Annotated in this window: 7 protein-coding genes; all 7 read right to left on the bottom strand. The window is 45.8% G+C overall.

Annotated features, from left to right (window positions below):
• Nucleotides 1–647: 647 nt before the first annotated feature.
• Nucleotides 648–1,088 carry a ribose 5-phosphate isomerase B gene (gene rpiB, locus B5F87_RS17290; protein WP_087283290.1) on the bottom strand — a complete coding sequence of 147 codons (441 nt, stop codon included), beginning with the start codon at nucleotides 1,086–1,088 and terminating at the stop codon, nucleotides 648–650.
• A gap of 96 nt (nucleotides 1,089–1,184) precedes the next feature.
• Nucleotides 1,185–2,126, bottom strand: a complete 942-nt coding sequence (locus tag B5F87_RS17285; protein ID WP_087283282.1) for a transketolase family protein — start codon at nucleotides 2,124–2,126, stop codon at nucleotides 1,185–1,187.
• Entirely contained in the window at nucleotides 2,120–2,950 is an 831-nt protein-coding gene (locus B5F87_RS17280; protein ID WP_087283288.1) for a transketolase, read from the bottom strand. Before B5F87_RS17280 ends, B5F87_RS17285 begins: the two co-directional genes overlap by 7 nt.
• A gap of 434 nt (nucleotides 2,951–3,384) precedes the next feature.
• Nucleotides 3,385–5,190: an aspartate--tRNA ligase gene (gene aspS / locus B5F87_RS17275; RefSeq protein WP_087283280.1), complete on the bottom strand. Its 1,806-nt coding sequence runs from the start codon at nucleotides 5,188–5,190 to the stop codon at nucleotides 3,385–3,387.
• Between the two features lie 35 nt (nucleotides 5,191–5,225).
• Entirely contained in the window at nucleotides 5,226–5,819 is a 594-nt protein-coding gene (locus tag B5F87_RS17270; protein WP_087283286.1) for an HD domain-containing phosphohydrolase, read from the bottom strand.
• Between the two features lie 31 nt (nucleotides 5,820–5,850).
• Nucleotides 5,851–7,413, bottom strand: coding sequence for a coproporphyrinogen dehydrogenase HemZ (gene hemZ, locus B5F87_RS17265; RefSeq protein WP_087283279.1), 1,563 nt, complete (start codon nucleotides 7,411–7,413; stop codon nucleotides 5,851–5,853).
• A 65-nt stretch (nucleotides 7,414–7,478) separates the two neighbouring features.
• Nucleotides 7,479–8,129 (bottom strand): MBL fold metallo-hydrolase, encoded by a 651-nt coding sequence (locus B5F87_RS17260; RefSeq protein WP_087283277.1) that lies wholly within the window; start codon nucleotides 8,127–8,129, stop codon nucleotides 7,479–7,481.
• Nucleotides 8,130–8,134 lie beyond the last annotated feature (5 nt).

Genomic DNA, 8,134 nt, shown 5'->3' with positions numbered 1-8,134 from the left:
TTTAGGTTCGAACTTCGTTCTCTTCCATGGACCCCTCTCGCCGACATCACTCGCTTCAGGATCCGAATACTCAATTGAATTGAACGTTCGAGGTTGTTTTGTTATTCAGTTATCAACTTGCTCTGCCGAACTTTGTCGGCCTCATTTGCTTTTGAACCGCAAAAGCTTTTATATTTTATCACAGTTCCTTTTGTTTGTCAAGAACTTTTTTCTTTTTATTTTCAAAAGAAACATTCATGTGATTCATTCGAAAGCTTTTCTTTTTCTCAAGCAACTTTTGTATTTTACCACAACACTTAAATCCTGTCAAGGATTTTTTTCTTTTTGTTTGATTTTTCTTTCAAACAAAGTGCCTCAGCGATGCAGCTTGTATATACTATCACGACACATATTATCTGTCAAGCAAAAAGTTCAAATAATTCCAATTATTTATTTAATGCAAAAAACTTAGTCATTTTCCTTAAATCCAACTTGCCCAAGCGACACATAATCTCTTTGTTTGCGGATTATAAAAAAGCCGTCCCGCAAATACCGGCATCAGCTCCGATGCCGTATTCGCAGTGACAGCTTTTCATTCTGTATACACAATTTACATGCGTGATATAGTGATATAAAATAACATACCAGTTTTTTCCGGTGTTCTATTGTTATTCTTCTTCCAGAGCCATGATCATATCCACACGTTCCTGGTGTCTGCCGCCCAGAAATTCTGCATTCAGCCATTCTGTGACGATCATCTTGGCCATCTCGATACCGATAACACGGGCGCCGAAAGCGAGGATATTAGAGTTATTATGCTGTTTGGACAGTTTGGCTGTATATGGTTCGCTGCACACAACGCAGCGGATTCCTTTCACCTTGTTGGCAGCCAGGGAGATGCCGACACCTGTTCCACAGATAAGAATACCCTGTTCCACTTCCCCGGATGCTACCGCTTTTGCCACTTTCGCTCCGTACACAGGGTAATCGCAGCTCTCAAAGGTGTGGGTTCCATAATCCACCACTTCATGTCCCATTTCTTCCAGAAATTCTTTAATCTGCAGCTTCATTTCCAAAGCTGCATGATCATTGCCAATCCCTATTTTCATATTTATCTTCTGAAGCCGCTGCCGGAGCACAGCTACGCCGGCGGCTTCTTCCTCCTTCCTGATTCCACAGACCTAACTTGCAGGAAAAATTATTATTTATTTAAGGAACTCTTTGATCTGGCCGTAGATACCTTCCGCATCCAGTTTATAATGATGCAGTAGTTCCACTGCCGGTCCTGACTGACCATATTCATCGTGAACACCGATTCGTTTTACCGGAACCGGATATTTCTCGGACAGTGCTTCGCAGACCGCTCCGCCCAAACCGCCGATGATAGAATGTTCCTCAATCGTTACAATCTTGCCGGTTTCTTTCGCTGCGGATACAATGAGCTCTTCATCAAGAGGCTTGATAGTATGAATGTTGATTACCTTAGCGCTGATGCCGTCTTTTTCCAGCATCTCAGCCGCTTCCAGGGTGTAGCCCACCATAAGACCGGTGGCTACGAGAGTCACGTCCTTGCCTTCTTTTAAAACAATGCCTTTGCCCATCTCAAACTTGTAATCCGGATTATCATTGATGACCGGCGCTGCCAGACGGCCAAACCGCAGATAAACAGGTCCTTCATACTCTGCTGCCGCTGCGACTGCCGCTCTTGCCTCAACATCATCAGACGGGGAAATCACAACCATGCCAGGAATCGTTCTCATAAGCGCGATATCTTCGTTACACTGATGAGTTGCTCCATCTTCACCCACAGAGATTCCCGCGTGGGTAGCGCCAATCTTAACATTAAGATGCGGATATCCGATGGAGTTGCGAATCTGTTCGTAGGCACGTCCTGCCGCAAACATAGCAAAACTGCTCATAAAAGGTATCATGCCTGTGGCAGCCAGACCTGCCGCAATACCTGCCATATTGCCTTCTGCAATACCGCAGTCAAAAAATCGCTCAGGAAATGCTTTTTTAAATGTTCCGGTCTTTGTAGCTCCTGCTAAATCGGCGTCCAGTACCACGACCCGGTCATTGACCTTGCCCAGTTCCACCAGCGCATTACCATAACTTTCACGGGTTGCAATCTTCTTTCCCTCTAACATAATGCTGCACCTGCCTTTTCCAAATCTTCCATCGCAATCTTATATTCTTCTTCATTCGGAGCCTTGCCATGCCAGCCGGCCTGATTCTCCATATAGGAAACTCCTTTGCCCTTGATGGTTTTCATGATAATTGCTGTCGGACATCCTTTTGTACCGCGCGCCTCTTCAAATGCTTCAGCAATCTGTCCAAAATCATGACCATCAATATTAATCACATGGAAATTAAATGCTTTGAACTTCTCGTCAATCGGATACGGAGAGTTGACATCTTCAATTTTTCCATCAATCTGAAGACCGTTGTTATCTACAATAACGACCAGATTATCAAGTTTTTTAGCTCCTGCAAACATCGCTGCTTCCCATACCTGGCCTTCCTGAATCTCTCCGTCACCAAGCAGAGTATACGTACGATAGTCTTTGCCGCGAATCTTGGCAGAAAGCGCCATGCCCACTGCCGCAGAAATTCCCTGGCCAAGAGAACCCGAGGACATGTCAACACCAGGAATATGCTGCATGCACGGATGTCCCTGCAGATAAGAACCCAGATGACGAAGTGTCTTCAAATCTTCCACCGGGAAAAATCCTCTGTACGCCAGAGCAGCATATAATCCCGGCGCAGTATGTCCTTTGGAAAGGACAAAACGGTCTCTGTCCGGATCATCCGGATTGGCCGGGTCCACATTCAGCTCCTCAAAATAAAGATATGTGAACATCTCTGCGGCAGAGAGGGAACCGCCCGGATGCCCTGCCTTTGCATTATAGACCGCTGTTATAATCCCCTTACGGATCTCGTTGGCCGTCTTTTTCAGCTGAAGCTCATTCATGTTAATCCACCTTTCTTTGTGCGGCGGAACAGAAGATCTCTTTTTCAAAATCCCCATCTGTCCCGTCGGAAATATTGCTGCAATCAGTATACCATACTTTTGATAAACATGTACCATTTCCTAAGAGAATCTCTTATTTTTCTTAAATTATATCGGATAGCTTTGTGCTTGTCAACAAAAACAAGGAATTATTTTTACTTTCTTTCAATTTTTACTTAAATATTTAGTGTTTTTTCTTTTAATTGGATATTTATTTTTACATTTGTAAATATATTTGTGCATTTTTGATCATTATATAATCTTCCTGCTATAAACAACTTACAAAATGTATCGTCAGCCAGTTCAGCAAAAAGAAAAAGCGGTCTCCTTCCGACAGTGAGCATATCATTTCGGAAAAAAACCGCTCCTTCTATATATTTCTTTTCAGCGCTCTTTTATTCTGCTGTCTGTTCTTTTTCTTCTTCGGTAACAGCGATGTGCAGTTCTTCCAGCTGCTTGTCATCCACCACGTCCGGAGCGTTGGTCATGAGACAGGAAGCATCTTTCACCTTCGGGAAAGGGATCACATCACGAATCGAATCCTCTCCGGTCATAAGCATCACAAGACGATCCAGTCCGTAGGCAAGTCCTGCGTGTGGCGGCACACCGTATTTGAAAGCTTCCAGAAGGAATCCAAATCTCTCGTGCGCCTGCTCTTTGGTGAATCCCAGACATTCAAACATTTTCTCCTGAATGTCGTCCTGATGAATTCTGACACTGCCGCCGCCAAGTTCCGTTCCGTTCAGAACGATATCGTAAGCTTTGGCACGCACTCTTCCCGGATCTGTGTCAATGAACTCCAGATCCTCTTCCATCGGCATAGTAAACGGATGGTGCATAGCTGTGTATCTGCCCTGCTCCTCAGACCATTCCAGCAGAGGGAACTCGGTGATCCACACAAATCTGTAGTCGAATTTATCCAGAAGACCAAGCTCATCAGCAAACTTCAGACGAAGCGCGCCAAGTACGTCGCAGACCACTTTGAACTTATCTGCCGCAAAGACAACCAGGTCTCCCTGTTTTGCTCCGACAGCTTCGATGAGCTTCTGCAATTCTTCCTCAGAAAGGAACTTAGCAAACGGACACTTCATGGTTCCGTCTGATTTCAACTGAATGTAGGCCAGTCCTTTTGCGCCGTAATCCTTTGCCGTCTTCTCAATATTTTTCATTTTTTTGCTGGACACGTCACCAAGACCTTCCGCGCAGACAGCACGAACCACACCGCCGTCTGCCACCGCGCCGGAAAATACGCCGAAACCACAGTCTTTTACCATCTCGGACACATCCATGATCTCCATACCAAAACGAAGATCCGGTTTGTCAGAGCCAAAACGGTCCATGGCTTCCTGCCAGGTCATTCTCTGAATTGGCAGAGATACATCCACGCCGAGACATTTCTTGAATAAAAATGCCAGAAGACGCTCGTTTACATCAATAACATCATCCACATCCACGAAGGATAACTCCATATCGATCTGAGTAAACTCCGGCTGACGGTCCGCACGAAGATCCTCGTCACGGAAACATTTTGCCAGTTGGAAATAGCGGTCATAGCCCGATACCATAAGAAGCTGTTTGAAAAGCTGTGGCGACTGCGGAAGAGCATAGAAGCAACCCGGATGAATCCGGCTTGGAACCAGATAATCTCTCGCACCCTCCGGCGTACTCTTTGTAAGCATCGGAGTCTCGATCTCAAGAAATCCTTCCTCAGCCAAAAACTGTCTGGTGAGCATAGCAATTTTACTGCGCATCATTAAATTTCTTTGAATGTTAGGTCTGCGCAGATCCAAATACCGGTATTTGAGGCGCAGGTCATCCTTCACTGTAATATCGGCGTCAATCGGAAACGGCGGAGTCTGTGATTCGGACAAAATGCGCAGTTCTGTCACCTTAATCTCCAGCTCTCCGGTTTTCAGAGATTCGTTGACGGCTCCACTTCTTCTCTCCACTGTTCCTTTAACAGCAATGACAAACTCCGAACGGAGGCTTCCTGCCTTTTCAAACCCTTCGGTTCCGATGGTTTCCTCTTCAAAATATAACTGCATCAGTCCGCTTCTGTCTCTTAAATCCACAAAAATCAGACTTCCAAGATTTCTTCTTTTCTGCACCCATCCCATCAGCGTAACCTGAGTACCGATATCTGCGGCTGTCACCTCAGTACAACGGTGGGTTCGTTTCAGGCCTTTCATTGACTCAGCCATAATTATTATTTCCTCCTGTATTCCTATAGTGTATATTACTGTATTCCCAGACTGGCAAGCATTTCCTTCATATCGCTGGACTGGGATACTTTCTGAAAAGCTAAAAATACACGCATATCAAAATTTTTAATCTCTTCGATCATAATTGATAATGCAGTTTCAATATCAAATGCGCTGCGGTACGCCCGGTTCGCGATCAACGCTCCAAAGGCGTCGCAGACTCTCAAAATACGTGCTCCAAGCGGAATATCTTCATTTTTCAGATTATTAGGATACCCGCTTCCATCGACGTTCTCATGATGATAGAGAACCGCCGTCAAAACTTCTTCTTCATACCCGTGCTCCTTCAGAATTGCATATCCAAGGGTAGGATGAAGTCTTACATATCGAAGCTCATCAATATTCAGTTGTGCTCCTTTTTCTTCATAAACGTAGGAACGAAGCCGAAGCTTCCCTATGTCGTGAACCATACCTGCCACTGCAAGATTGTGACATTTTTCTTCCGGCAAGTCCATTTCTTTTCCTACAAAATAGGCCAGATTACTGACCACGATCCCATGGAGAATCGCTTCTCCCAGCGAGTCCTGGATCGGTGTTTCCAGGTCATGGACTCCATAAGCGTATGCCATTCTCTTTTCCTCTTTTTGTATATCTTCTGTATTATCCCAGATATTTTCTCTTTCTTTCAATCATCTCGTCAATACGATTCACATAATGCTCAATATTCTTTACATTTTCCGTGCGTTCAATCCGGTTATCCTCCGGAAACACATACTTTGTGGAGGCACCTGCCCCGCATGATATAATATCCTGTTTTTCTTCCATAATCAATATGTTATATAAACATTCTTTTCCCGGAAGACTGTATCCGATGTTTTCCAGATTTCCCGGGATATTTTTCTGCCGGTACATGTAGTAAGGAACCATTCCCATTCTGCCGCAGTATTCATCCACTGCCCGGAGCATTTCATTCGTGCTGCCCTTCACGAGACTTTGATACCGCTCCATCTCTATATTGAGATGAGCCGCCCGCTTGATAGCCAGGGAATGTACCGTCAGACTCTCCGGCTTCATCCGGAAAATCGTTTCCAGCGTCTCCTTCACATGGGAAATGTCTTCCCCCGGCAGCCCGGTGATCATATCCATATTAATATTATCAAATCCAATCTCTCTTGCCAGACAGTAAGCTTCTTTTACCTGTTCCACCGTGTGATTCCTTCCAATCAGGCGAAGCGTCTCATCATGCATGGTCTGAGGATTGATGCTGATTCTTCCCACCCCGGCGTCGTAGAGCGTCCGGAGCTTCCCGGCAGTCACGCTATCCGGACGTCCCGCTTCCACGGTAAACTCCCTTGCCTCTTCCACCGGAAAGAAACGGTGGATCTGTTCCATCAAAAGCTTCAGGCAGTCCTCGGTGAGGGCTGTCGGCGTCCCTCCTCCCACATAGACGGACGTGAGCTTTTTATGGGCGCATGCCTGCGATACGTACGCCAGTTCTTTGCCCAAAGCCTTCATATATCCTTCCATACGGTCTCCGAACTTTGACACCGGAAAGGAAGCAAACGAACAATAAAGGCAGGTGGTAGGGCAGAACGGAATACCAATATACAAACTGTATTCCTCTTCATAAGGATGCGTATCCAGAAATGCCTTCTCCCGCTCAGCTACCTGCACACATAACCGTGCCTTCTGCCCGTCCGTCAGATAAGTATCTGAGAATCTTTTTTCCAGAGAAACTCTGACAGTCTCAGACATTTTCCCTGCTCGGTCTCCGTCCGCTGTTTTCACTGCCTGCCCGGTGTGCCGTTTCTGCTCTGCCTCTCCGTCCTCTGCTGCCTCCAGCTCTTCCATCCATTTCATAACGATCTTTGTCGGACGAATTCCTGTCAGCATTCCCCAGGGAAGCGTTCTCCCTGTGAAATCAGAAAACAGCCGGTACAGGAAACGGCAGACTTCATTTCTGCACTGTTCGTGATCACGGTAATCGCAGAAAACGTCCCGCTCCGCCTTACTTCCTTTTTGCTCGAAAAGACGTCCCGTTATTTTTTTGTCTTCATAAATCAGGGAGAGAAAACGTACATTTTCCTCTCCTTGCCCTTCGGAAGACAGACGGATGAACTCTGATTCTGTTACAGAAACAATCTTTTCCCTCTCAAAAAAAGCCAGCGAGATTGCCCTGACATCATAATCATACTCATTATCATTCTGGTACAAATATATCATACTTTTCTCTTTTCCCCTGCTCAATGTAAAACGCACGGTACATTTGCCCGCGCGTACTGCACATTTTACCTCTCCACAAACGGATTGGTTGCCCGCTCCTCTCCGATCGTTGTGGAAGGACCGTGGCCCGGAAATACAACAACCGGATCAGGCAATGCCATGACAATCTCATTAAGCGACTTCAGCAATGTCTGCGCATCTCCCGTAGGAAAATCCGTCCGGCCCACACTGCCGGCGAACAAAGTATCGCCGGAAAACAGCCAGCCTTCTTCCGCAAAATAATAGCAGCAGCTTCCGAGGGTATGTCCAGGAGTAAAAAGGCACTGGCACTGATGCTTGGAAGTCACTTCAAATATCTGTTTGTCATTGATCATCATGTTGGCATGAGTTGTATATCCCGGTCCGCCAAACATCGGACTCAGATTATAATCCTTAACCATAAGCACTTCCTGCTCTGGTTTTGCTGCGTACACCCGCAGTTTCCACGGGTCATAATGTTCTCTTAATCCTTCCAGACCGCCGATATGATCGTGATGACCATGAGTCAGCAGCACCGCATCCAGCGTGTACCCATTTTCCTCCAAAAAGCTAATCAACTCTTCCGGGCTTCCCGCCGGATCGATGATTATCGCTTCTTTAATCTCATCATCCATCAAAATATACGTATTAGTATCAATCGGCCCAAGCTGGGCACAAGCTATCTTTAATTCTCCCACTGGTA

It is taken from the genome of Eubacterium sp. An3, from assembly GCF_002159465.1.
GTDB lineage: Bacteria > Bacillota > Clostridia > Lachnospirales > Lachnospiraceae > Anaerobutyricum > Anaerobutyricum stercoris.
The sequence above is the reverse complement of the archived record's forward strand: the minus strand, read 5'-3'. Positions and strand labels throughout refer to the sequence as shown.